Origin of the sequence: Stutzerimonas kunmingensis, from assembly GCF_002929225.1 — a bacterium.
GTDB lineage: Bacteria > Pseudomonadota > Gammaproteobacteria > Pseudomonadales > Pseudomonadaceae > Stutzerimonas.
In genome coordinates this window covers 572,923-595,513 of the sequence record NZ_PISM01000004.1, presented here as the reverse complement: position 1 = coordinate 595,513, position 22,591 = coordinate 572,923, and the positions used below count along the sequence as shown (strand labels likewise).

Below are 22,591 nucleotides of genomic sequence, written 5' to 3'. Positions count from 1 at the left end.
TCGCATCCGCTGACGACCAGTCGATTATTCGTTCAACCAAGAGAGTTTGCGCCGACTACAGACGCAACCGCCCGCCTCGTCGCTTGGCGCCGGCCAGGCCGTGCGGAATGAGGCTTTGCCGGTGATGCGCATGACATAACGCAATGGCCAGCGCGTCCGAAGCATCGATCTGGGGTTTTTCCAGAAGCTTGAGCAGGTGCATGACCATCATCTGCACCTGCTGCTTATCAGCCCCGCCCGTTCCGGCGATGGCCTGTTTGACCTGCGTCGCGGTGTACTCTGCGATCTGCAGACCTGCCTCCGCGCCAGCAACGATGGCTGCACCCCGAGCCTGGCCGAGCTTGAGCGCGGAATCGGCATTACGCGCCATGAATACTTGCTCGATGCCCATCGTTACCGGGCCATAGGTCCGAATGACCTCGCTCACACCACTGAAAACGGCACGCAAGCGATCAGGCAGCTCGCCGGTGCCGGTACGAATGCAACCAGAGGCGACGTATTCACAACCGCGGCCGGTGTCCCGTACGACGCCGTAGCCGGTGATTCGAGAGCCGGGATCGATACCCAAAATCAGCGTCATGCCGTGCCGTGCTGTCTATTTATCCAGTGGCGAGTATACGGAGGCGCTGCCGTCTCCGCCACCGACAACAATATGCGCCCAGATAGTCACTACGTTGCCAGCGATGCGTGCCTATAAAAAAGCCGGGAGCCCAGCAATGCGGCTCCCGGCTGCGGACACCACGACATTCAGCCCAGCTGCTGCATGATCTCGTCGGAGATTTCCGCGTTGTGGTAGACGTTCTGCACGTCATCCAGATCTTCCAGCGCATCGATGAGACGCAGAACCTTCTGCGCCGTCTCGACGTCGGTGATGGGCGCCATGATGGAGGGAATCATCGCCACTTCTGCTTCGTCGCCGCGGAATCCGGCTTCTGTCAGCGCTTCGTTGACCGAGAGGAAATCGGCGAAGCTGGTATAGACCTCGACCGACCCATCCTCCTGACTGACGACGTCGTCGGCGCCCGCCTCCAGCGCCGCTTCCATCAGCGCGTCTTCATCGACGCCGGGCGCATAGCTGATCTGGCCTTTACGATCGAACATGTAGGCGACCGAGCCGTCAGTACCGAGATTGCCACCGTTCTTGCTGAAGGCGTGACGCACTTCGGCCGCGGTACGGTTGCGGTTGTCGGTCATGGCCTCGATGATGATCGCCACCCCGCTTGGCGCGTAACCCTCATAGCTCAGCTCGGTCATGTTGTCCGCTTCGCTGGAGCCTGCGCCCCGGGCGATGGCGCGATCGATGACGTCACGCGACATGTTGGCTGTCAGCGCCTTGTCCACGGCCAATCGCAGACGCGGATTGTCCGCCGGCACGCCGCCGCCGTGCTTGGCCGCCACGGTCAGCTCACGGATCAGCTTGGTGAAGATCTTGCCCCGCTTGGCGTCCTGACGCTCTTTGCGGTGCTTGATATTGGCCCATTTGGAATGACCAGCCATAACTCACTCCATTCTTCGACTGAATCAGAAAATCTCGATAACCGGATCCGTCTGTCACCACTCGATAAAGACAGCGGCCGGCTATCGCCGTAATGTCTCGCACTCAGAGCTGCAAGACGAAGAAGCCTGGCAGAACCAGGCTTCGGGTAGCGCTTACTCCGCCTTCGGTTGCTCGCGCAGACGGATATGCAGGTCGCGTAGCGCCTTGCTGTCCACCGCACCCGGCGCCTGGGTCATGACGTCCGCCGCACTCTGGGTTTTCGGGAAGGCAATCACTTCACGAATCGACTGCGCACCGGTCATCAGCATCACCAGGCGATCCAGACCGAAGGCCAGACCACCATGTGGCGGAGCGCCGAATTTCAACGCATCGAGGAGGAAGCCGAACTTCTCTTCCTGCTCGGCCTCATCAATGCCGAGAATGCGGAACACAGTCTGCTGCATTTCCTTGCGATGGATACGGATCGAACCGCCACCCAGCTCGGTACCGTTGAGCACCATGTCGTAGGCACGCGACAGCGCCGCAGCCGGATTGGCCTCGAGCTCCTGAGGCGAGCACTTCGGCGCGGTGAACGGGTGGTGCAGCGCGCTCAGCGAGCCGTCATCGTTCTGTTCGAACATCGGGAAGTCGACCACCCATAGCGGCGCCCAGTCGCAGGTCAACAGCTTGAGGTCGTGACCGATCTTGACGCGCAGCGCACCCAGGGCCTCGGAAACGATCTTCGCCTTGTCTGCACCGAAGAAAACGATATCGCCATCAACCGCACCGACGCGATCGAGAATCACATTGAGGTTGTCTTCCGGGATGAACTTGACGATCGGTGACTGCAGGCCTTCAACGCCCTTGGCGCGTTCATTGACCTTGATATAGGCCAGGCCCTTGGCCCCATAGATGCCAACGAACTTGGTGTAATCGTCGATCTGGCTGCGCGGCATGCTCGCCGCACCCGGGACGCGCAGCGCGGCAACGCGGCCTTTCGGGTCATTGGCCGGACCGGAGAACACCTTGAACTCGACAGCATTGAGCTGATCGGCAACATCCACCAGTTCCAGCGGGATGCGCAGGTCGGGCTTGTCCGAGCCGTACCGGCGCATGGCCTCTTCGAATGGCATATGCGGGAATTCGCCAAACTCCAGATCCAGCACTTCCTTGAACAACTTGCGGATCATGCCTTCGGTGATACCGATGATGTCCGCTTCATCGAGGAAGCTGGTCTCGATGTCGATCTGGGTGAACTCGGGCTGGCGATCAGCGCGCAGGTCTTCGTCACGGAAGCACTTGGCGATCTGATAGTAGCGGTCGAAACCGGCAACCATCAGCAGCTGCTTGAACAGCTGCGGCGACTGCGGCAGCGCAAAGAAATTACCGGCATGGGTGCGGCTCGGCACCAGATAGTCACGCGCGCCTTCAGGTGTCGGACGCCCCAGGATCGGGGTTTCCACATCGAGGAAGCCGTTGTCATCCAGGTACCGACGAATGCTCGCGGTGATACGCGAGCGCAGCTTGAGCTTCTCGGCCATTTCCGGGCGACGAAGGTCGATGAAGCGATAGCGCAGTCGCGTCTCCTCGCCCACATCGCTGTATTCGTTGAGAGGGAACGGCGGGGTTTCGGCGTCGTTTAACACCTCCAGCTCGTAGCCCAGCACCTCGATGGCACCGGAAGCCATATTCGGGTTCACCGCACCAGCGGGGCGCAGGCGGACCTTGCCGGTGATCTTCACTACATACTCGCTACGCACCTTGTCGGCGGTCGCAAAGGTTTCGGCGCGATCCGGATCGAAGACCACCTGAGCCAGGCCCTCACGATCACGCACATCGAGGAAGATCACCCCGCCGTGGTCACGACGGCGATGTACCCAGCCGCAAAGAGTGATTTCCTGGCCGTCCAGGCTTTCGTTCAATTGGCCGCAATAGTGGCTGCGCATCATGGTGAAGTTCGCTTCTCGTATCTTGAATTCGATGGGGCGCCAGAGCCGCGACAGACTGACAAGACCGTGACTGCTCTGCGCAAGCGGCATGTACCGTACGCGATACCGCATTGACGCCGGGCGCCGCAGCACGCACTGGGACCGCCAGGCACAAGCGCGGGATTATATCGACATAATCACCGCGGCGCAGCCGTTGCCCTCGCCAACTCGAAATCGGGCCATTGATGGAACCCTGAATCGATCAGAGCCTTCCAACGGTGAGCATTCGACCAGAAACGTATCGCTTTACAACACCACGCATTTTTCTGGCATAACTAACGGCTGAACCATCCACCAGGAGAAAAACATGGAAATTAACATTGGCATCGCCGAACAGGACCGGGCAGCCATCGCCGAGGGCCTGTCGCGCCTGCTCGCCGACACCTACACCCTGTATCTGAAGACCCATAACTTCCACTGGAACGTTACGGGGCCGATGTTCAACACGCTGCACACCATGTTCGAAACCCAGTACACCGAACTCGCCATCGCCGTGGACGATATTGCCGAACGCATCCGCACGCTGGGATTCCCGGCGCCGGGTACCTACGCGGCATACGCCCGCCTGAGCTCGATCAAGGAAGAGGAAGGCGTCCCCTCCGCCGAAGAGATGATCAAGCTGTTGGTCGAAGGCCAGGAAGCCGTTGTACGAACCGCCCGCGGTATCTTCCCGCTACTGGATAAGGTCAACGACGAGCCGACCGCCGACCTCCTGACTCAACGCATGCAGAGCCACGAAAAAACTGCATGGATGCTGCGCAGCCTGCTTTCGGCCTAAGTTTCGCTACTGGGCGGAGCGCCACATGCGCTCTGCCCAGATCGCAACGCATCTGCTACGAAACAGCCCGTCTTCGAGCATTCTCCGCACCCGAAGCCACGACGGCGAACAGGCTTATTTGAGCCCCCTCCTCCTTTCCTGTTAAATACGCCGCGCTGCAGCCCGGACCCGCGCGGTTTCTCGAACAGTGTTCAGCCCTGACCCGACGAACGTTTTCCACGAGCTCCAGGCCTGCGGCTTCTCTGTCGTGTTATCAACCGTGAGCCATACAGAATGTTAAAGATCGTCCATGTCCTGGCGGGCGTCATTGCCCTGCTGCTGTCCTTTGTTCCAAGCCTGCGCGGCGCAATGCCACTACTGCTGCAACCCGACGCCTTGTGCCTGCTGATGCTTGGCCTGCTGAACGTTCAATTCGCCCCATCTGCCCAGTTGATCGACAGCCGCACCCGGCCAGTCATAATCGCTGCGTCAGCGCTGCTACTCCTATCTATCGCGCTGCAGGCCGTCATCGTACTTGTAGCTTTGCCGCAGATCGCCGGCCAGCCCGCAACACTCGCCAGCCTGCTGCTCGCCCTTGTGGCCGTGCTGCTGCACCTCGCCACGCCACGCGGCCTGAGCAAGCAGGCAAAACCGGCTCGCACAAACACCCGCGCGCCATCGGCAGTAGGGCGCGAGGCTGGCACCGTAAAATGGTTCAACACATCCAAGGGGTTCGGATTCATTTCCCGGGACAGCGGAGATGATGTATTCGTCCACTTTCGCGCCATCCGCGGCGAAGGGCACCGCATCCTGGTCGAGGGCCAGCGCGTGGAGTTCACCATCATGATGCGGGACAAGGGACTGCAGGCCGAAGACGTCGTCCCGATCGAGTAGGAGGACCGAGCAAGCTGCCACGGGGCGAAGTCACCACGCCGCCCCGTTTCACAATTCAATAATGCGGTGGAGGCGCCTCGTCCTCACCAGCGTCCATTGGAACCTGCATTTCCTCCTGACGTTTTGCCAGTGCGCGCAGCTGAAGCTGCAGACGCTCCATGATCCGCTGTTGCTCGACGAGCACATCGTTCAGCGTCTGGATCGTATCGTCCTGAAACGCCAGACGCGTTTCCAGATCCATCACTCTCGATTCAAGGTCCACAGTCATACTCCAAAACGAAAGTGATCGGTCAGCACCAACTTTAGCTTGTCCCTGATGGCTGCCACCTGCTCGTCACTGTAAGGCTTCGCCGGATGCCTGCCCCACACCGGCGCTGGCCAGGCAGCATCATCGCGTCGCCGCGCAATGACATGCATATGCAGCTGCCCGACGACATTACCAAGCGTGGCGACATTCATCTTGTCGGCGCAGAAGGTGTCCTTGACGGTCTCGGCCAGCGCAGTGGCCTCCTTCCACAGCGCCAGCTGATCAGCCGCATCCAGCTGAAACAGCTCACTAATCTCATCGCGACGCGGCACCAGAATGAACCAGGGATACTGGGCGTCGTTCATCAACAGCAACCGGCAGAGCGGGAAGTCACCAAGCAGCAACGTGTCCTGCTCCAGACGTGAATCAAGTACAAACATAAGACTCCCCTTGCGAAGCAAACCCCGCGCGAATGCGCCGTAGGAAACAGGTAAAAAGGATACCTCAGACATCCCAGACGACAACCTGGCAACCGCGCACAAGATTGGTGCCTGACCTGAGAAAACGCGCCGCCTTTCAGTGCAATGCGGCTCCAATATTTCTCCGCAACGCCCGATTAGCCCGATCATGAATTCTGAGTACGATTCTTGCTAGACGATCTATGCGAACGCTAGTGTCCCGAGCGGGTAGTTCGTTTATTTAACAACATATCGATATACTGGCGCGACTCCAAAGCCACTGATTAATAACCCACATGGCCAAACCCGCCGCCTGCTTTGTCTTAACGCCGTCCGAGTGCTCGCGGCGGCTAAAAACACAGAAATAAGCGGGTGATCTGAGCGTTTTTGATCGATTTGCCGCTTTTAAAATCGGCAGGGGCTGAAGTCAGCCAGAAATACACAACTACTTCAGACCATCCTTAAGGAAGTTTTGAAAAGTCGATTCATGACGGCACCTCTGCTTTTGTGCTTGTTATGAAATACGCAATAGCAATGCGTATTCCTGAGACAAGCATGTAAACCCTGAGACTGCTCAAAGGAATCGACGAATGACCGGCTTTTCATGCAAAACAATAGAAAAAAGCGTCAATTCGATGATTTTTATAAATTTAGCCTTGAGCGCAATACTGTTATGCCAGCACAACAGCCTTCAAATAGATATTAGAAAGGCAGTTATAGAATCGTTGCGTGATATACATATAAACCTGTCCATTCAATCAGCCAGCCACATCCGCACTCTTCTCGTGAAGTTCAAGCGCATCATCTTCCCGTTCATCATCGAAATAACGGCTGAACGCGAGATACATCCACACGGGTGTCAAGGCCAACCCAACGGCGATACATATCCACGCCAGCACAGAACTTCCTTCCGGCTGTGGGAACAGCAACCGCCCCACGCCGATCAATAACGTGTAGACCGATAGCGCCGTAACGCCTACCGCAAACAGGCGTACACCGAGGGCCTTGAGCGACTCCCGGCGCGAGACGCCACAACGCACGGCGGTCTGTCCCCAGAAGCCGAACGGCCGCACCCTGCGATAGAAGCGATCCAGCGTCTCCTTGTCCGTGGGCGGGGTGATGTAGCTGACCAGAATCGCGGCGCTGCAGGTAACCAAGGACATGATGCCCAGACGTATCCACTCACGCTCCGGATCGGTGCCCAGGTAGTAGAGCAGCAAGGGGGCGGTGATCAGCGATGCGATCATTGCCGTCAGCTCGGAGTACAGATTGATCCTCTCCCAGAGCCAGCGCAGTACCAGCACCGAACCCATTCCGGCACCGAACAGCAAGGAGATGAACCAGGCCGTCTGGATCGAACCGAGGTTGGCCATGATGACCATCGCGATCAGCAGGATCAGCACGTTGGAAAGACGCGCAACCAGAACCAGCTCTTTGTCCTTGGGCTTGCGCTTGAGCAGCTTCGGCGCGACGACCCCACCATAGACATCATTGCTCCAGTACGAAGCGCCCCAATTGAGATGCGTATCCACGGTCGACGCCAGGGCCGCCAGTAGGCCCACCAGCATCAACCCGCGGAAACCCGGCGGTAGCAATTCTTCGATACCGGTGACGAACAGCGCCTCGCGCGCAGCGGTGAAGCCTTCACCACTCATCTCTTCCGGACTGAACGGGTACAGCACCAGCAGACCGATCGCGATCGCCAGCCAGAACAGGCTGCGCAGGAATATCTGCAGCCAGGTGAATACCAAACCGGCAATACGCGCCTCACGATCTGTCGGGCAAGCCATGCTGCGCTGCGCCAGGTATCCGGTACCGTCGGAATTCATCTGGAACAGCCACTGCAAACCGACGATCACCAGGAATGGCGTCAGCGCCTCGCCAGCATTGCTCGGCGGCGAGAACGAAAGCATCTTGGCCGCCTGCTCGCTGCCATACAGCTCGACGATCCGATCGGTCAGGCCGCCCAGTCCACCGGCTGCGTCCACCACGAACCAGGCGTATACCAACGTACCCAGCATCGCCACGCTGAACTGCATGACATCGGTCTGCACCACCGCACGCAGGCCTCCGGTGATCGAGTACATCGCCGTGAAGGTCAGGATCAACAGGATAGAAATGAGATTGTTGGTGCTGGTCGTCAGCTGATCGAGCCCACTGATGCTCTTACCAAGCCGTATGCCGCTGGCTTCCACTGCGCCCATGATCACCGCGTAGACGCCGCCCGGCAGCCACTCGTGCCATGGCAGAAACACCTCGGCAATGCGAATGGCCGCGACCAGTACCATTGCCAGCACCACACAGTTGATAACGGTGCCGTAATAAATCGCCTTGAACAGCCGCAACGGCACCACTGCGGGACCGCTGTAGCGCACACGAGTGAGTTCGGCGTCGGTGAGCACCCCGGCACGGCGCCAGCCGGAGGCGAATACCCATGCCAGCAGCAGGAATGCCAACCCATATATCCACAGCCGCCACAACGCAAAAACCCCGGCAGTCGCGACCAGACCGCTGACCAGCAACGGCGTATCGGCCGCGAACTGCGTGGCGGACATCGACACACCTGCACGCCAGCCCTTGATGGTTCGTCCGGCAAGAAAGTATTCGTGAAGGCTCTGCGAGGCTTTGGAGCGGGCGCGCATCCCTGCCGAAAGGCCGTAGAAAACGAATGCGAGCACAATCAGTAGATCCAACATGTTGTTATTCCTGTCGTTGGAAACGCTAAGGGTGAGAGCGCCAAGACGACGGAAAAGATGCAGCGAACGGATGAACGGCAGCGGTCGGATACAGGGCGTTTGGTGATCGCAGCACAGGCGCTAGACTAGCGCCCTCGAAGAATCCACGGTCGGTCATGCCCACTCTCGACTATTCGCCGCTCCCCAAGGCTTTGCAGCCGCTGCTGGTCAGGTTCTATCGAGCCCACAACAGCCGTAACCGCATACGTCCCGAGGCCACATGCTGGGTGGCCCGGCGCGGCGCCATCCTGGGTGGGCTCTGCCTGACGCCAGTAGCGGATGGGCATTTTCTGACCGGCTTGTTGGTGACCCCTTCGCAGCGGAGCCGCGGCATCGGCGCGCAGCTTGTACGCGAAGCGCTGATGTCGAACAGCGGACCGGTCTGGCTGTTCTGTAAACCGGAACTTCTGGATTTCTATACGCGACTTGGCTTCGTCATGACGGACCAGCTGCCTGACACCCTGGCCGACCGACTGGCCCGCTACCGACGGACCAAGGCACTGATTGCCCTGCTCCATGACCGAAGGATGATGCCCATGCCAGCTGCAACCCTGAACATCGCCATCGCCTGCCTGATCGACGAACGCGGACGCCTCCTGGTCGTGCGCAAACGCAGCACCCGCTTCTTCATGCTCCCCGGGGGCAAGGCAGAGCCGGGCGAAACACCTCTGCAAACCCTCAAGCGTGAGCTTCATGAAGAACTCGACCTGAGGCTCGAGGATGATGACCTCGAGTCGTTCGGGCACTTCCGCGCACCGGCTGCCAACGAGCCGGACCATCAGGTGGAGGCGGATGTGTTCATCGGACGCCTGCCCCACGCAGTGAAGGTGCAGGCCGAACTGGAAGAACTGGGTTGGATGGAGATCGCGCCATGCGCGAGGGAGGATGTGGCGCCGCTGTTGCGCAGGCATATCATGCCTGCGCTATTGATGCGTACGGAGGGGAAGGAACAAGCCGTTTGAGCGTGCGCCTCCGGTTGATCAGGGCGAGATCGGATCGCTGGCTGGAAAGGTTTCTTCGATAGCCTCATCGAGCTGATCTTCGTCAGCCTCATCCGGCCGACGGGTCACGTCGTCCTGCTCTTTGGTGGGCTGGTCGTTGTGCTGGTCGCCGTTCATGTGGTTCTCCGCTGATGGACTGTTCCCATTAGGCCGTGCCCCGGCCACTCGGTTCAGCGGGAGTTTCTCGCAGGCAAAAAAAAGGGGCGGGTTTGACCCCGCCCGCCTCCTTCCTTGTTCCCTGTATCCCTTCTCATCTTCCTAGATGACACCGCTTCCTGCGGCGGTCCTTGACCTTCATCCTGAAGGCCGCGCTAATCCCTGAGCACGGGTGCGATATTAATGATCGGCGTGACGACAACAAGCTGTGGCATCCAGCCGCAGCACTGCCTGGCCCATCCAGAGCATCTAATAATTTATATAAAAATCAGTAATTTGCGTAGTGAGCCGGGCATAAATCGCCGGTCGCCGTAGTTGTTTCGTGGGCTTTGCTTACAACGCTTGTAAGCAAATGCGTACACAGGGAGAGGACAACCAGGAAAATCGACCGCGGCGGATTAAGCCAAGGGATCGACCCAAGGCCGCGTGTGTAAGGGGTCAGGAAGAGTGCAGCAGCGGCGGGATTGTCGTCGGGCCCGGCACCAGACCCGACGACATTGATGTCACTGGAACAGCGCGTCGCTCGACAGGCCGTTACGCTCGAGAATCTCGCGCAGACGGCGCAGCGCCTCCACTTGGATCTGGCGAACACGCTCGCGGGTCAGGCCGATCTCCTGCCCCACCTCCTCCAGCGTCGAGGCTTCATGGCCGCGCAGGCCAAAACGACGGATAACCACCTCCCGCTGCTTTTCGGACAGATCAGACAGCCATTGGTCGATGCTGTTGGACAGATCGTCATCCAGCAGAAGCTCGCAAGGATCGGTCGGGCGATCGTCGGTAAGTGTATCGAGCAGCGTCTTGTCCGTGTCCGGGCCAAGCGACACGTCCACCGAAGTGACGCGTTCGTTGAGCCCCAGCATGCGCTTGACCTCACCGACCGGCTTCTCCAGCAGGTTGGCGATCTCTTCAGGGCTGGGTTCGTGGTCGAGCTTCTGGGTCAGCTCGCGAGCGGCCCGGAGGTAGACGTTCAATTCCTTGACCACATGAATCGGCAGGCGAATCGTGCGGGTCTGATTCATGATCGCCCGCTCGATCGTCTGTCGAATCCACCAGGTGGCATAGGTGGAAAAGCGGAAGCCGCGCTCGGGGTCGAATTTCTCCACCGCGCGAATCAGACCAAGATTGCCCTCCTCGACCAAATCGAGCAGGGAAAGACCGCGATTGACGTAGCGTCGGGCGATCTTGACCACCAGGCGAAGGTTGCTTTCGATCATGCGCTTGCGCCCCGCCGGATCGCCTTTCTGCGCCAAACGCGCGAAATGCACTTCTTCTTCGGGGGTCAGGAGGGGGGAGAAACCGATTTCGTTGAGATACAACTGGGTTGCATCTAGCGCCCGGTTGTAGTCGATGAACTTGTGCTGTTTGCTGGATGTGGCCTTGGGTCTGCCTGCACTGGCAGCCTTGGTCACTTTGTCTTTCTGGTCGAAGTGGATCGGCGTTTCCATGAGCAGAACCGCATCATCGACGTCAAACTCCAGCGCGTGGTCTTTAAGTGCCATTTTATTCTTGTCCTGTTCCGAGTTCGACAACAGGCCCAAGCGGCGCGGGTCCCTGGCTACGCTCAAGCCCAACCTAGTGCTGGAACAGGCAGGTGACAGGTCAACGTCTTGGCAGGTATTGCAGCGGGTCTACGGGTTTGCCCTGGCGACGAATCTCGAAATGCAGCTTCACCCGGTCGGTACCCGTCGATCCCATCTCGGCGATACTTTGCCCAGCCTTGACTTGTTGACCCTCCCGCACCAGCAGCCTGCGGTTGTGTCCGTAGGCGCTTACATAGGTATCGCTGTGCTTGATGATCACAAGTTCGCCGTAACCCCGTAATCCACTGCCGGCGTACACAACAGTCCCATCAGAAGCAGCCAGGACAGGCTGTCCCAAATCCCCAGCGATATCAATTCCTTTATTCAAACTACCGTTTGAGGAAAAACGACCGATGATCGTGCCGTTCGCTGGCCATGCCCAACCGCTTGCAGAGCGGGTCACAGGCGTAACCGGAGTGCGCGCCGGCTGGCTAACCGCGGGCTTAGGTTGTGTGGTGATCGCCGGCTGGCGCGGCACCGGATTGGCGACCACGACCGGGGTGGATGGGGCGGGACTAGAAGGCTTGGGCACCGGCTGCGGGGTAGCAGCGGCCGTTCGGGTGGCGCCGCCGCTGAAGCGAATCCGCTGACCGGGATAGATGACATGCGGCGGCTGAATGCCGTTTACGCGGGCCAGATCGCGCCAGTCCCAGCCGAAGCGGAAAGCGATAGACCACAGCGTGTCGCCGCGGCGCACGATGTACTGCCCACTGGTGACACGATCACGCTGGTTGCGATCGACGACCTGCACACCACCGCCCGGAGGCGAGGATGCGCAACCGACCAGCGTGCCGGCGATCACCAGCACGCCGACCATCGAGCGGACCAAAGGGTCGCGAATCCACCGCCGTACTGCTGTGAGCCTCAATGCCCGCTCCCTTTCATAGACACGTGCGTCAAACGCCTTCCGTCATCGGCTGGCGTCGCCCGGCGAACCACTCGAGACCCAGCACCAGGACGATGCCGCCCACGGCCAGCAGTATGGCCAGCAGCAACTGCGGGTCCTGGCCGGTCAGATCGCCATAGGCGCCGGGCAGCAGATTCTGCTGCAGGACCGGAACGTTCTCGCCGCTGGAGTTGGTACGCCAGGTCAGCGTTTCCTTCCACGGCCAGACCTTGTTCAGCGAGCCGAGCATCAATCCGGTCAGAAACGCCAGGGTCAGGTCGCGCCAGCGCTTGAGCAGCCAGCTGAGGAACTTGGCAAAGCTGAGCAGACCCACCAGGCAACCGGCAGCGAAGATCGCCATCACGCCGATATCGAAGTTCTTTACCGCACCCAGCACCACCGGATACAGCCCCAGCAAGACGAGGATGAAGCTGCCGGAGATCCCCGGAAGGATCATGGCGCAGATGGCGATGGCACCGGCGAAGAACAGGCTCAGGCCGTCACTGCCCCATTGCACCGGGGCCGCCACCGTTATCCAGTAGGCGAAACCGATACCCAGGCAGAAACTCACCAGCCGCGACAGGTTGCGCCGCTGGATCTCCTTGCCCACCAGATGCACGGAAACCAGGATCAGGCCGAAGAAGAAGGACCAGACGGGAATCGGATGCTCTTCCAGCAGGAAGGTAATCAGCCTGGCCAGGCTGAGGATGCTGGTCAGGATGCCGGCAAACAGCACCACCAGAAAACTGCCGTTGGCGGTCTTCCACGCCTCGGCGACGCGCCCCCGCAGCAACGGGCGGATGGCATAGGGCACCGCACTGATCGAACGCAGCAGCTCGTCGTAGATGCCGGTGATGAAAGCCACCGTACCGCCCGAGACACCGGGCACCACATCCGCTGCGCCCATGGCCATGCCCTTGGCGTACAACAATAAAGCGTCTTTCATGCTTTCTTCCGCTGAATGATCAAATCACGGGGCCATTGAGCAGCGGCACGAAACGTACGGTATCCAGAAGATGACGCGAAAAGCCGTTCCCCTCTCGAATGATCAGCATGAGTTGCTGGACCTCGCCGGCCCCTACCGGGATCACCAGACGCCCACCGGGCGCCAACTGATCGAGCAGGGCCTGCGGCACATCGGCTGCCGCTGCGGTGACGATGATCCCGTTGTAAGGCGCCAATGCTGGCCAGCCTTCCCAACCATCGCCCCAGCGAAAGACCACATTGCGCAGCTTGAGTTCGGCGAGGCGCTCCTTGGCTCGGTCCTGCAGCGCCTGAATGCGCTCGACCGAGAAGACCCGCTCGACCAGCTGCGCCAGCACGGCGGTCTGGTAGCCGGAGCCGGTCCCGATTTCGAGAACCTTGTCCAGCGGCCCGTCGGCCAGTAGCAGCTCGCTCATGCGTGCAACCATGAACGGCTGGGAAATGGTCTGGTTGTGTCCGATCGGCAGCGCCGTATCTTCATAGGCACGGTGCGCCAGGGCTTCGTCTACGAACAGATGACGTGGCGTGCGGCGGATGACTTCGAGCACCTGGGCGCTGGAAAGACCTTCCTCGTACAGGCGCTGGATGAGGCGATCACGGGTGCGTTGGGAGGTCATTCCCGACCCATGCAGCAGGCTGTCTTGTTCGCGATGTCTCACAGCACGTTCTCCAGCCAGCTCTCGAGACCGTTGAAGGCCTCATGAAAAGTTCGATCCAGCTGCAGCGGGGTAATCGATACGTAACCCTGCATCACCGCATGAAAATCGGTACCCGGTCCGCCATCCTCGACGTCCCCGGCCACGGATATCCAGTAGCCCTCCTTGCCCCGAGGGTTGGCCTGCTTGACCGGCGGCTTGGCACGGCTGCGATGCCCCAGACGAGTGAGCTGGATACCACGAATGTGATCAAGCGGCAGGTTCGGCACGTTGACGCTGAGCACCGTGCGCGGCGGCACTTCGAGCTGGTCGTGCTTCTCCACCAGCAGGCGCGCGATATGCGCAGCGGTCGGCAGGTTTTCCGTGGAGCGAGAGACCAGCGAGAAGGCAAAGGCCGGGCGGCCGGTGAAGCGGCCTTCGATGGCCGCGGCAACCGTGCCGGAATAGAGCACATCGTCGCCCAGATTGGCGCCGAGGTTGATGCCCGAAACCACCATGTCCGGTGTTTCTTCGAGCAGCCCGTTCAGGCCCAGATGCACGCAATCGGTGGGCGAGCCGTTCAGCCCGATGAAGCCGTTCGGCATGCTGACAGGATGAAGCGGGCGGTCCAGGGTAAGGGCGCTGCTGGCGCCGCTCATATCCTGGATCGGGGCTACCACCTTGCACTCGGCATAGTCGGCCAGCGCGTCATAAAGCGCGGCGAGCCCGGGTGCATACACCCCGTCGTCGTTGGCGATCAGAATACGCATCAGATGTCCGTCTGCCCTGCCAGGCTGACCAGCTCACGCACCACGGCGGTGGCGAAGCATCCGGTCGGCAGGACGAATTCCAGTTGCAGAATGTAAGGCTCGGGATAATGCCACGACAAACCGCCGATGGGGAGGCGAAGAATGCGCCGTTCGTGCTTCATTCCTGCCTGCGCCAACCAATTGACGACCGCGGGTTCAGTTTCGGCGACGGCGTTTTCCAGTGCCTGAATTTCGTCACATGCTGGAGAGCCTTCCATGCCCCATAAAGGGCCGGTCGGATGCAGATCCAGAATCGTCAGGCGTGGGTCGCCGCACTCCTCCGGCCCGGCCGGGAAAAAGCTGCGACTGTCGGTGAACGCCAGAAGATCGCCTACCCGTGCCTGATCCCAGCTGCCATCCCCAACCCGTTCGGCGAGCACACGGTTGAACAGGTAACTGCGGCCAGCCGAAAGCAGCCGCGAACGCATGTTGCGCTGCTCCGGAAGCTCGCCTTTCGCCGCGAAGTGCCGTGCACCGTGCAGGTTGCTGCCCTCATAGCCGAAACGCTGCAGGCCGAAGTAATTCGGCACGCCGGAGGCCTTGATCCGCGCCAGCCGCTCATCCAGCGCGGCATGCTCACCGCGCAGCTCCGTCAAGCGTAGGCGGAAGCCATTGGCCGAGTGCGCGCCGCGCTGCAGCTTACGCTGATGCCGGGTGCGCTTGAGGATCGCCAGGCCGTCGCCCTCGGCAGCGGCAAGATCCGGATCGCTCTTGCCCGGCAGATGCAGGCTGAACCACTGGCGAGTCAATGCCTGGCGGTCCTTGAGCCCGGCGTAGCTGATCATCTTCAGCGGCACGCCAGCGGCGCGGGCGATGCGTTTGGCGGCTTCCTCGGTGTTCAGATTGCGCTTTTCCACCCACAACCAGAGGTGCTCGCCTTCGCCGGACAGCGGGATATCGAGCACTTCATCGACCTGAAAATCCTCGGCAACCGCTTTCAGCACGGCACTGCCACAGGGCTCGCCATGGGCGCGCGGCCCGAGCAGCTGATCTTCGGTCATGCGCGGACCAGCAAGGCAACCGCGTGAACGGCGATCCCCTCCTCACGCCCGGTGAAACCCAGCTTCTCGGTCGTGGTGGCCTTGACGTTGACCTGGTCCAGCTCGACCTGCAGGTCGGCCGCGATCAACGCGCGCATGCTGTCGATGTGCGGTGCCATCTTCGGCGCCTGGGCGATGATGGTGGCGTCGACATTGCCGACGACGTATCCCTTGGCCTGGACCTGGACGAGCACATGGCGCAGCAAAGCGCGGCTGTCGGCGCCCTTGAATTGCGGGTCGGTGTCCGGGAAGTGCTTGCCGATATCGCCCAGCGCAGCGGCACCGAGCAACGCGTCACTCAAGGCATGCAGCAGCACGTCACCGTCGGAATGAGCCAACAGCCCAAACCTGTGTGGAATCCGCACGCCGCCAAGCGTGATGTGATCGCCCTCGCCGAAGCGGTGCACGTCGTAACCGTGGCCGATACGCATAGATGCAAAACCCTGAAAATCTCGAGGCGGCGATTCTACAGGAGCCGGGTGCTGCTTGAGTGTCCGCGGCACCTCCCGATCATCGACACAGCCAATAACCACCATCAGTCGAATCGATCTCATATCGGAAAAAAGCGATATATAGTTCGCCTCATTCCGATATACAGCCCAGAGCCATCCCATGCCGGACGACTTTGACGACATCATCAAGGCCCTCGCCCACCCGCTGCGTCGCGACATCCTGCGCTGGCTGAAGGAGCCGCAGCGGTATTTCTCCGAGCAGCACCATTCGCTGGAAAACGGCGTCTGTGCCGGGCAGATCGATCAGCGTGCCGGCCTGTCGCAGTCAACCGTATCGGCCCATCTGGCGACCCTGCAGAAAGCCGGGCTGATCACCAGCCAAAAGGTCGGCCAGTGGCACTTCTTCAAGCGCAACGACGCGATCATCGAGTCGTTCGTCGAGCGCATCGGCCAGGAACTCTGAGTCCCTTTTCGCACCACCAGTAAAGGAGCGGTATTGCTATGCCCACACTTTTCGACCCGATCAAGATCGGCGATCTGGAACTGAACAACCGCGTCATCATGGCTCCCCTGACCCGCTGCCGCGCCGAGCCCGGCCGCGTTCCCGGCGACCTGATTGCCGAGTACTACGCCCAGCGCGCCGACGCCGGCCTGATCATCAGCGAAGCCACCTCCGTGACCCCGATGGGCGTCGGCTACCCGGACACCCCCGGCATCTGGTCCGCCGAGCAGATTCAGGGCTGGAAAAAGGTCACCGATGCAGTGCACGCCAAAGGCGGCAAGATCGTCCTGCAGCTCTGGCACGTCGGCCGTATCTCCGACCCGATCTACCTCGACGGCCAGCTACCGGTCGCACCCAGCGCCATCAAACCAGCCGGCCATGTCAGCCTGGTGCGACCAATGAAGGATTACGAGACGCCTCGTGCGCTGGAAACCGCTGAGATTCCGGGCATCGTTGAGGCCTACCGCAAGGGTGCGGAGAACGCTAAGGAAGCTGGTTTCGATGGGGTCGAGATTCATGGCGCGAACGGCTATCTGCTCGACCAGTTCCTGCAGGACAGCACCAACCAGCGCAGTGACGCCTACGGTGGCTCGCTGGAAAACCGCGCCCGGCTGATGCTGGAAGTGACCGATGCCGCCATCTCCGTGTGGGGCGCAGGGCGTGTTGGCGTACACCTTGCGCCGCGTGCCGACTCCCATGACATGGGCGATTCCAACCGCGCCGAGACCTTTGGCTATGTTGCCGGTGAACTGGGCAAGCGCGGTATCGCCTTCATCTGCACTCGCGAAAAAGCCGGTGAAGACAGCCTCGGCCCACAGCTGAAGAGGATATTCGGTGGCATCTATATCGCCAACGAACGCTTCACCAAGGAACAGGCCAACGCCTGGCTGACTGAGGGCAAGGCCGATGCCGTGGCCTTCGGCATCCCGTACATCGCCAACCCGGATCTTGTCGAGCGCCTGCGTCAGGACGCACCGCTGAACGAGCCGAAACCCGAGCTGTTCTACGCCCAGGGCGCGGCTGGCTATACCGATTATCCGTCGCTCTAAGCTCCTGGCGATGGAAAGGCCCGACCGGCATGTCCGGACGGGCCTTTTTTATTCCTGCCGCACAGGCACCTGACGTATCGACCAGCGCGGCGAGCCGAACCGGACGCGCGGCTGAGGCTCCACCGTCATCCACCCTACGCCTTCAGCGCCTCGGCATGATGACGCAGGTGATCATCGATAAAGCTGGCGATGAAGTAGTAGCTATGGTCATAGCCCGGCTGGATGCGCAGCGTCAGCGGGTGCCCGACAGCGTCCGCAGCGGCACGCAGCGCCTGCGGTTTGAGCTGACCCTCCATGAAGTCATCACGATCGCCCTGATCGACCAGCATCGGCAGCTTCTCGCCGGCATCGGCAATCAGCGCGCAGGCATCCCACTCGCGCCAGCGCGAATGGTCGGCGCCCAGGTAGCGGCTGAACGCCTTCTCGCCCCACGGGCAGTTGAGCGGATTGCTGATGGGTGCGAAAGCCGAAAGCGACTGGTAGCGACCCGGATTCTTCAGCGCACAGATCAGCGCGCCGTGGCCACCCATCGAGTGCCCGCTGATACCGCGACGATCGGAAACGGGAAAATTTTCCTCGATCAGTGCCGGCAGCTCGTCGACGACGTACTCGTACATCCGGTAATGCTGAGCCCAGGGTTCCTGGGTGGCGTTGAGGTAGAAGCCGGCGCCAAGGCCGAAGTCCCAGGCCCCTTCGGGATCGTCCGGCACGCCGGCGCCGCGTGGACTGGTATCCGGCGCGACAATGATCAGGCCGAGCTCGGCAGCTAGCCGCAACGCCCCGGCCTTCTGCATGAAGTTCTCATCGGTGCAGGTCAGCCCGGACAGCCAGTAAAGCACCGGCAGCTGTTCGCCCTGCTCCGCCTGCGGCGGCAGGTACACGGCGAACACCATGTCGCAGTTCAGGCTGCTGGAACGGTGGCGATAGCGCTTGTGCCAGCCGCCGAAGCTCTTGTTGCTGGAAACGATTTCAAGGGTCATGAACAGGCCTCGCGAAGGTGGAAACCGCGCGGGCTTCCACCGGTCGAGGTGGACAATCCGTCTGGCGACGGCGTTATCCACCCTGGGATCAGAAGTGAATGACGGTCCGGATGCTCTTGCCTTCGTGCATCAGGTCGAACGCTTCGTTGATCTGGTCCAGCGGCATGTTGTGGGTGATGAAGGTATCCAGTGGAATCTCGCCGCTCTGCGCCTTCTCCACATAGCTCGGCAGCTCGGTACGACCCTTCACGCCGCCGAACGCCGAACCGCGCCAGACGCGTCCCGTGACCAGCTGGAACGGACGGGTACTGATCTCCTGCCCCGCACCGGCTACGCCGATGATGGTCGATTCGCCCCAGCCCTTGTGGCAGCACTCGAGCGCCGCGCGCATCAGTTGAACGTTGCCAACGCACTCGAAGGAATAGTCGACGCCGCCGTCGGTCATCTCGACGATCACGTCCTGGATCGGCTTTTCGTAGTCCTTCGGATTGACGAAATCGGTGGCGCCCAGTTCTTCGGCAATGGCGAACTTGCCCGGATTGATGTCGATGGCAATGATCCGGCTGGCCTTGGCCATCTTCGCACCGATGATCGCTGCCAGACCGATGCCGCCCAGGCCGAATATCGCCACGGTCGCCCCCTCTTCCACCTTCGCGGTGTTGAGCACGGCACCGATACCGGTGGTGACGCCGCAACCGAGCAGGCAGACTTTTTCCAACGGGGCCTCTTTCGGGATCTTCGCCACCGAGACTTCCGGCAGCACGGTGTACTCGGAGAAGGTCGAGCAGCCCATGTAGTGGTAAATCGGCTCGCCCTGATAGCTGAAGCGGGTGGTGCCGTCGGGCATCAGGCCCTTGCCCTGAGTGGCGCGAACCGAGCTGCAGAGGTTGGTCTTGCCCGACTTGCAGAACTTGCACTGCCGGCATTCGGCGGTATAGAGCGGAATCACGTGATCGCCGACGGCAACCGAGGTGACGCCCTCGCCCACCGCCTCGACGATGCCGCCGCCCTCGTGACCGAGGATGCACGGAAACACGCCTTCCGAATCCTCGCCCGAGAGCGTGTAAGCATCGGTGTGGCACACACCGGTGGCGACGATGCGGATCAGGACTTCGCCAGCCCTGGGTGGGGCTACGTCCACTTCCACGATCTGCAGAGGCTGGTTGGGGCCGAAGGCAACGGCGGCGCGCGACTTGATGGTCATGGACATCACTCTCGATGTGACTGGAAAGCAGAGAGTGTAATTCATGGCCAAACGGGGATTAACGACAGCCCCGGGAAAACATTATTGCTGTTGAGGGACAATCGGCGCTCATCACGTTAAGATCTTTGCAACCCGCTTGCTGGAATCTGACACCGGAGAACCCATGAGCCGCTGGGAAGGTCTCGACGAATTCGTGGCTGTCGCCGAATGCGGCAGCTTCATGCGCGCCGCTGAGCACCTGCGGGTTTCATCCTCGCATGTCAGCCGACAGGTCGCGCGCCTTGAAGAACGCCTGCAGGCGCGTTTGCTCTATCGCACCACCCGCCGCGTCTCGCTGACCGAGGCCGGGCATACCTTCTTCACCCGTTGCCAACGCTTGATCGAGGAACGTGACGAAGCCTTTCTGGCCATCAGCGATCTGCACAGCGCACCGACCGGGCTGTTACGCATGACCGCTGCGGTGGCCTATGGCGAGCGCTTCATCGTGCCGCTGGTGAACGAATTCATGGCCCAGCACCCGCAACTGCGCGTCGATATCGAGCTGTCCAACCGCACCCTCGATCTGGTTCAGGAGGGCTACGACCTGGCCATCCGCCTCGGCAAACTCGGCGAGTCGCGCCTGGTCGCCACCCGCATCGCGCCGCGAGCAATGTACCTGTGTGCTGCACCGAGCTACCTGGAACGCTACGGACGGCCACACACCCTGTCGGAGCTGGCGCGACACAACTGCCTGATCGGCACGAGCGACATCTGGTCGTTTCAGATCGAGGGCCGCGAGCAGCACTTCAAGCCCAGCGGCAACTGGCGCTGCAACAGTGGCGAGGCGGTGCTGGATGCAGCCCTGCGTGGCTTTGGCCTGTGCCAGCTGCCGGACTACTACGTGCAAGGGCCGCTGCGTCGCGGCGAGCTGGTTTCGCTACTGGAAAGCAATCAGCCGCCAGATACCGCCGTGTGGGCGGTTTACCCGCAACGGCGCTACCCGCTACCGAAAGTTCGCCTCTTGATCGAGGCGCTCAAGACCGGTCTTGCCAGACGTTCGGAGTACGCCGGGACTGGCGACCGGAACGGGCACTGAACCGCGCGTCAGACGCCTCTAATGACGCGGAACCCGCCTTAATCCCCCACGTCGTACCCTGTGTAGCTGCTGCTCTTCGAGCCGCCCGCGCTGGACGAGCGCAGCGCTGCAATCAGGAGGAAACCATGCAGGTTCTGGTGAACAGTAACCACAGCATCAGCGTCACCGCCGATCTGGAAGAGCGAGTGAAGGCCACGGTCGAGACCGAACTGGAGCGCTTCGATGATCATCTGACCCGAGTCGAGGTCCATCTCAACGACGAAAACAGCAGCAAGAGCGGCCCCCATGACAAGCGCTGCCAGATGGAGGCGAGGGTCAAGGGTCACGACCCCATCTCGGCCACCCACAAGGCCGAAACGCTGGACCTGGCAATCAACGGCGCCGCGGAGAAGCTGAACCACGCACTGAGCCACGTTCTGGACAAGATCAACCGCCACTGACTGGCCCTCGATGGCCAATGAGCGCGCCATCGACACTTCTGCGAGGGACCGAACCACCGCTACTGGAGGCCACGCATGAACCGACTGCTCGACCGCGAAACCCTGACCAAACTGCTGTCAAAACGAGACGGGCCCTGCCTGTCCGTGTACCAACCCACTCATCGCAGCTTTCCCGAGCGTCAGCAGGACCCGATCCGCTTCAAGCACCTGGTCAAGCAGCTGGAAGAATCACTCAAGCAGCAAGGCCATGGCGACAAGGCACACACCCTGCTCGAGCCGTTCTACGCCCTGATCGATAACAGTGACTTCTGGAACCACAGCCTCGACGGCCTGGCCGCTTTTGCCGCCAAGGACTACTTCCAGGTCTATCGACTGCAACGCAGCGTGCCGGAAATGGCCGTGGCCAACGCGCGCATGCACCTCAAACCGCTGGTACGCATTGCGCAGTCAGCCGACCGCTTTCAGATCCTCTGCCTCTCGCGCGACTCGGTACGCTTGTTCGAGGGCAACCGTGATGCCCTCGACGAGGTGAAGCTGCACGACGGTGTGCCCCGGACACTCGCCGACGCCCTGGGCAGCGACCTCACCGAGAAGGGTCAAAGTGGGTTTCCCCAGGGTTATGGCCGCTCCAGCGAACGCGGCGACCCGATGCAGGTGGAGGCCGGCGGCAGCGGCAAGCAGGCGGAGATCGACCGGGACCGTGATCGCTACTTTCGCGAAGTCGATCGCGCCATCACCGAACATCACTCGCGCCCATCCGGCCTGCCGCTGATCCTCGCCGCTCTGCCCGAGCAGCAGTCGCACTTCCGACGCCTCAGCCACAATGACTGCCTGTTGCCGGAGGGCATCGAGACCGGCCAGAACGCATTGAGCGTCAATGAGCTGCGCGAGAAAAGCTGGATGGTGATGCAGCCGCGCTATCTCAAGCGCCTGGAAGGCTTGCTCAACCAGTTCGGGGCATCCCATGGCCAGGGGCTGGCATCCGACCACCTCGAGGATATCGGTCAGGCCACCCGCCAAGGCCGGGTCGCCACCTTGCTGGTGGAGGCCGAGCGGCAGATTCCCGGCCATGTCGACAAAACTGACGGAACGGCAACGCCGACCAGCGAAGATGACGTCAACACACCCGACCTGCTGGACGAGCTGACCATCTGGACACTCGAGCAAGGTGGAGACGTGGTTGTGGTACCGACTGAACGGATGCCGACCGGCACCGGCGCGGCGGCGATCTATCGCTTCTGA

24 protein-coding genes are annotated in these 22,591 nt (G+C 61.1%); 8 read left to right on the top strand and 16 right to left on the bottom strand.

The window, feature by feature from the left end:
* Positions 1-55: 55 nt before the first annotated feature.
* From ruvC to aspS, 3 genes are all read right to left on the bottom strand, one after another.
* Positions 56-580 carry a crossover junction endodeoxyribonuclease RuvC gene (gene ruvC, locus CW305_RS03880; protein ID WP_014821039.1) on the bottom strand — a complete coding sequence of 175 codons (525 nt, stop codon included), beginning with the start codon at positions 578-580 and terminating at the stop codon, positions 56-58.
* A gap of 167 nt (positions 581-747) precedes the next feature.
* The gene (locus tag CW305_RS03875) at positions 748-1,497 is read right to left on the bottom strand and encodes a YebC/PmpR family DNA-binding transcriptional regulator (protein ID WP_090521351.1); all 750 of its coding nucleotides are present in this window, start codon (positions 1,495-1,497) and stop codon (positions 748-750) included.
* Positions 1,498-1,650: 153 nt separating this feature from the next.
* Complete coding sequence (gene aspS / locus CW305_RS03870) at positions 1,651-3,426, bottom strand: aspartate--tRNA ligase (RefSeq protein WP_104097418.1); 1,776 nt, start codon at positions 3,424-3,426, stop codon at positions 1,651-1,653.
* 346 nt (positions 3,427-3,772) lie between these two features.
* On the opposite strand from aspS, the gene CW305_RS03865 reads away from it, so the two are divergent.
* Together CW305_RS03865 and CW305_RS23865 are read left to right on the top strand one after the other, a co-directional pair.
* On the top strand, positions 3,773-4,243 hold the full coding sequence (locus CW305_RS03865; RefSeq protein WP_003300673.1) for a Dps family protein: 471 nt from the start codon (positions 3,773-3,775) through the stop codon (positions 4,241-4,243).
* Positions 4,244-4,516: 273 nt separating this feature from the next.
* Positions 4,517-5,116 (top strand): cold-shock protein, encoded by a 600-nt coding sequence (locus CW305_RS23865; protein ID WP_044314466.1) that lies wholly within the window; start codon positions 4,517-4,519, stop codon positions 5,114-5,116.
* 55 nt (positions 5,117-5,171) lie between these two features.
* Here CW305_RS23865 and CW305_RS03855 read toward each other — a convergent pair whose 3' ends face one another.
* From CW305_RS03855 to CW305_RS03845, 3 genes are all read right to left on the bottom strand, one after another.
* The gene (locus tag CW305_RS03855; protein WP_014821044.1) at positions 5,172-5,378 is read right to left on the bottom strand and encodes a SlyX family protein; all 207 of its coding nucleotides are present in this window, start codon (positions 5,376-5,378) and stop codon (positions 5,172-5,174) included.
* Between the two features lie 2 nt (positions 5,379-5,380).
* Positions 5,381-5,803, bottom strand: coding sequence for an HIT family protein (locus CW305_RS03850; protein WP_014821045.1), 423 nt, complete (start codon positions 5,801-5,803; stop codon positions 5,381-5,383).
* A gap of 776 nt (positions 5,804-6,579) precedes the next feature.
* Positions 6,580-8,517, bottom strand: coding sequence for a sodium:solute symporter family protein (locus tag CW305_RS03845; protein WP_104097132.1), 1,938 nt, complete (start codon positions 8,515-8,517; stop codon positions 6,580-6,582).
* Positions 8,518-8,672: 155 nt separating this feature from the next.
* Here CW305_RS03845 and CW305_RS03840 point away from each other — a divergent pair, with 155 nt between their 5' ends.
* A complete protein-coding gene (locus CW305_RS03840) occupies positions 8,673-9,518 on the top strand; it encodes a GNAT family N-acetyltransferase (RefSeq protein ID WP_104097131.1) in 846 nt (281 codons plus the stop codon).
* Between the two features lie 18 nt (positions 9,519-9,536).
* On the opposite strand, the gene CW305_RS23335 is transcribed toward CW305_RS03840, so the two are convergent.
* From CW305_RS23335 to ispF, 8 genes are all read right to left on the bottom strand, one after another.
* The gene (locus tag CW305_RS23335; protein WP_003299325.1) at positions 9,537-9,674 is read right to left on the bottom strand and encodes a hypothetical protein; all 138 of its coding nucleotides are present in this window, start codon (positions 9,672-9,674) and stop codon (positions 9,537-9,539) included.
* Positions 9,675-10,216: 542 nt separating this feature from the next.
* On the bottom strand, positions 10,217-11,212 hold the full coding sequence (gene rpoS / locus CW305_RS03835) for an RNA polymerase sigma factor RpoS (RefSeq protein ID WP_003299327.1): 996 nt from the start codon (positions 11,210-11,212) through the stop codon (positions 10,217-10,219).
* Between the two features lie 100 nt (positions 11,213-11,312).
* On the bottom strand, positions 11,313-12,110 hold the full coding sequence (locus CW305_RS03830; RefSeq protein WP_104097130.1) for a peptidoglycan DD-metalloendopeptidase family protein: 798 nt from the start codon (positions 12,108-12,110) through the stop codon (positions 11,313-11,315).
* A gap of 79 nt (positions 12,111-12,189) precedes the next feature.
* Positions 12,190-13,125, bottom strand: coding sequence for a polyprenyl-phosphate transporter (locus CW305_RS03825; RefSeq protein WP_023443764.1), 936 nt, complete (start codon positions 13,123-13,125; stop codon positions 12,190-12,192).
* Positions 13,126-13,144: 19 nt separating this feature from the next.
* Positions 13,145-13,780 carry a protein-L-isoaspartate(D-aspartate) O-methyltransferase gene (locus tag CW305_RS03820; RefSeq protein WP_104097417.1) on the bottom strand — a complete coding sequence of 212 codons (636 nt, stop codon included), beginning with the start codon at positions 13,778-13,780 and terminating at the stop codon, positions 13,145-13,147.
* Positions 13,781-13,818: 38 nt separating this feature from the next.
* Positions 13,819-14,568 carry a 5'/3'-nucleotidase SurE gene (gene surE / locus CW305_RS03815; RefSeq protein WP_003299332.1) on the bottom strand — a complete coding sequence of 250 codons (750 nt, stop codon included), beginning with the start codon at positions 14,566-14,568 and terminating at the stop codon, positions 13,819-13,821.
* On the bottom strand, positions 14,568-15,608 hold the full coding sequence (truD, locus tag CW305_RS03810) for a tRNA pseudouridine(13) synthase TruD (protein WP_104097129.1): 1,041 nt from the start codon (positions 15,606-15,608) through the stop codon (positions 14,568-14,570). The genes surE and truD overlap by 1 nt, the downstream gene beginning before the upstream one ends.
* On the bottom strand, positions 15,605-16,078 hold the full coding sequence (gene ispF / locus CW305_RS03805; protein WP_003299334.1) for a 2-C-methyl-D-erythritol 2,4-cyclodiphosphate synthase: 474 nt from the start codon (positions 16,076-16,078) through the stop codon (positions 15,605-15,607). Before ispF ends, truD begins: the two co-directional genes overlap by 4 nt.
* Before the next feature lie 181 nt (positions 16,079-16,259).
* On the opposite strand from ispF, the gene CW305_RS03800 reads away from it, so the two are divergent.
* Complete coding sequence (locus CW305_RS03800; RefSeq protein ID WP_003285796.1) at positions 16,260-16,562, top strand: ArsR/SmtB family transcription factor; 303 nt, start codon at positions 16,260-16,262, stop codon at positions 16,560-16,562.
* A 38-nt stretch (positions 16,563-16,600) separates the two neighbouring features.
* A complete protein-coding gene (locus CW305_RS03795; protein WP_023443760.1) occupies positions 16,601-17,650 on the top strand; it encodes an alkene reductase in 1,050 nt (349 codons plus the stop codon).
* Between the two features lie 134 nt (positions 17,651-17,784).
* Here CW305_RS03795 and fghA read toward each other — a convergent pair whose 3' ends face one another.
* Positions 17,785-18,630 (bottom strand): S-formylglutathione hydrolase, encoded by an 846-nt coding sequence (fghA, locus tag CW305_RS03790; RefSeq protein ID WP_023443759.1) that lies wholly within the window; start codon positions 18,628-18,630, stop codon positions 17,785-17,787.
* 88 nt (positions 18,631-18,718) lie between these two features.
* Entirely contained in the window at positions 18,719-19,834 is a 1,116-nt protein-coding gene (locus tag CW305_RS03785) for an S-(hydroxymethyl)glutathione dehydrogenase/class III alcohol dehydrogenase (protein WP_104097416.1), read from the bottom strand.
* Positions 19,835-19,997: 163 nt separating this feature from the next.
* Here CW305_RS03785 and CW305_RS03780 point away from each other — a divergent pair, with 163 nt between their 5' ends.
* The 3 genes from CW305_RS03780 to CW305_RS03770 all read left to right on the top strand — a co-directional run bounded on the left by CW305_RS03780 (position 19,998) and on the right by CW305_RS03770 (position 22,591).
* The gene (locus CW305_RS03780; protein WP_104097128.1) at positions 19,998-20,909 is read left to right on the top strand and encodes a LysR family transcriptional regulator; all 912 of its coding nucleotides are present in this window, start codon (positions 19,998-20,000) and stop codon (positions 20,907-20,909) included.
* A 125-nt stretch (positions 20,910-21,034) separates the two neighbouring features.
* Positions 21,035-21,349, top strand: coding sequence for an HPF/RaiA family ribosome-associated protein (locus CW305_RS03775; protein WP_104097127.1), 315 nt, complete (start codon positions 21,035-21,037; stop codon positions 21,347-21,349).
* Positions 21,350-21,424: 75 nt separating this feature from the next.
* On the top strand, positions 21,425-22,591 hold the full coding sequence (locus tag CW305_RS03770) for a baeRF3 domain-containing protein (protein WP_014819922.1): 1,167 nt from the start codon (positions 21,425-21,427) through the stop codon (positions 22,589-22,591).